This window comes from Bradyrhizobium sp. P2_E8, assembly GCF_056403875.1.
Map to the genome: position 1 here is coordinate 1 of NZ_JBFUES010001179.1, position 2,079 is coordinate 2,079.

Here is a 2,079-nt window from a genome sequence, read left to right on the forward strand (position 1 = left end):
GTTCAATTCTCCTTGTCCAACGTCGGAATCGTATCGTCTCTCGTGACGGTCGAGCCCGGCGTATTTTCGATCAGTTGAGCCACATCATATCGCCGGAGCCTTGGCCCACACGTCGCGCGCGTTCCCCGCGTCTTCGATCGTCTCAATGATAGGGTGGAGGCAGGGCTGCCGCGTTCCGGGCGAACGCTGTTTCGGTCCCGCGCAACGTCGCGGTGACGGCGAGAATTCCGAAAAATTGATTCAGCATTGTGATACGCATGACATCATTCCTTATACACAAAACCACGGAACGACTTGAAACACTCGTGCTTTGGCGCGCCAGGGCGCGCATCTTCCAGCAATATGCGATGCATCAAACGCTCGACGGCGTATGCGGGAATCGAAATGAGGCGCAGTGAAAAAGTTGCGACGAGGCCATTTCTTGAAACCTCCATTGCAAATGGAACGCTAGCACAACCGTCCAATGAGGACCAGCCTTGGTCATTATTTTGTGTGCTAGGGGCCGGCGTGTACAAACGCGCTTGACGGTACGACGGCGTTTTCCGGCTGAGATATCGATACCGATGGGATGAGCCGTGACTCGCTTCGTCTGGAAATGTCCGGCAGCGCCGCTGCCTTTGCCGAGAATACAGGGGTGATCGGCCTGCTCGCCTCGATCCTGGTGTGGGTCAGTTCCTATACGGCGTATTCGTGAGCATGGAGGCTAACTGGAGCAGGCCGCGCTAAGGCGGGCTCGTCCGGGCGCGGACAACACCGGTGTTTCTGCTATAGTGCGACATTCGAACTCGCGGGGCGGCTGCTTCAAGGCTTGAAATCATGCACAGAGCATCTGGATCATTACTGTTTTCCTTCGCTTTTATTCTTTTTGGTCCGCAAGTGCGGGCGCAGCAAATTCCGGCCGAAACGATTCAGGGAATGCTGGCGGCCCAGATCCGTACACAAGGCTTCACTTGCGAAAAGCCACTTGGCGCAAAGAAAAATGCGAGGTTGTCTCGACCTGATCGCGACGTTTGGCTTCTGAAATGCAGCAACGCCTGGTTCAGAATTACCCGCGTCCCCGACATGGCGGCAAAGGTCGAGCCGCTCCCCTGAGCTCTGCGCTCCCTACGGGATCGGCGCCATGATTGCGTTGTGCTCCTGTCTTGCCCGACGAGTCAAACGTCGGCGCGGTCGCGCTTACGCAATCGCGGGTTTGGTAAGCGGCTGAACTTCCTCACAGTTTCTACTGTGCATGGGGTTGTTTTCGCAGTTTTTGTTTTTGAGGGCGGTCTACTCCGCCGCTTTCTCCCTCAGCCGCTGCGCATAGACGTTGATGACCAGCGCCGCCAGCAGGATGAGGCCGCGGATCAGGATCTTCAGGAAGCTGTCGATGTTGACGTGGTCGAGGCCGTTGTTGAGGACGCCGAGCACGAACAGGCCGACGATGGTGTTGCCGATGCCGCCGCGGCCGCCGAACAGGCTGGTGCCGCCGACGACGACCGCGGCGATGGAGTCGAGCAGATAGGTGTCGAACTCGTTCTGCTGCGCGCTGCCGAAATGCGCGACACCCAGCATGCCGCCGATGCCGGAGCACACCGCCGAGATCACCATGACGGCGCCGAGGATGAGCTTGACGTTGAGGCCGGAATATTCGGCCGCCTCGCGATTGCCCCCGACCATGTAGACGTAGCGGCCGAAGCGCGTGTAGGTCAGCACCAGATGGCCGCCGAGCAGCATGATGGCCGCGACGATGACGATCCATGGGATGCCGCCGATCGAACCGGAGCCGAGCGTCGTGATCAGGCCGGGCACCTTGTAGGCGATCTGGCCGCGCACCAGCAGCGCCGAGATGCCGGCCGCGATCTGCATCATCGCCAGGGTCATGATGAAGGAGGGGATGCCGATCACGGTCAGCCCCAGCRCATTGACGAGGCCGAGCAGCGCGCAGAGCAGGATCGACAGGATGATCGCAACCGCGCCGGGCAGGGGGATGTTGGCGATGTTGACGTAGGACTCTTGCAGCGTGAAATAGGCGACCGCGATGCCGGTGACGTTGGCGATGCTGGCGATCGAGAGGTCGATCTCCGCGCAGAGGATCAC

3 protein-coding genes are annotated in these 2,079 nt (G+C 59.7%); 2 read left to right on the forward strand and 1 reads right to left on the reverse strand.

The window, feature by feature from the left end:
• Positions 1–568 precede the first annotated feature (568 nt).
• Together AC1D00_RS38285 and AC1D00_RS38290 are read left to right on the forward strand one after the other, a co-directional pair.
• On the forward strand, positions 569–694 hold the full coding sequence (locus tag AC1D00_RS38285) for a hypothetical protein (RefSeq protein ID WP_477014244.1): 126 nt from the start codon (positions 569–571) through the stop codon (positions 692–694).
• Between the two features lie 122 nt (positions 695–816).
• A complete protein-coding gene (locus AC1D00_RS38290; protein WP_477014245.1) occupies positions 817–1,092 on the forward strand; it encodes a hypothetical protein in 276 nt (91 codons plus the stop codon).
• Between the two features lie 177 nt (positions 1,093–1,269).
• On the opposite strand, the gene AC1D00_RS38295 is transcribed toward AC1D00_RS38290, so the two are convergent.
• Positions 1,270–2,079 (reverse strand): ABC transporter permease (locus AC1D00_RS38295; protein WP_477014246.1); only part of this gene is annotated, 810 nt, incomplete at its 5' end.

What these genes read in the sequence shown, in the direction of transcription:
- AC1D00_RS38285 (WP_477014244.1), top strand. Translation starts at nt 569, where the DNA reads ATGAGCCGTGACTCGCTTCGTCTGGAAATGTCCGGCAGCGCCGCTGCC.
- AC1D00_RS38290 (WP_477014245.1), top strand. Translation starts at nt 817, where the DNA reads ATGCACAGAGCATCTGGATCATTACTGTTTTCCTTCGCTTTTATTCTT.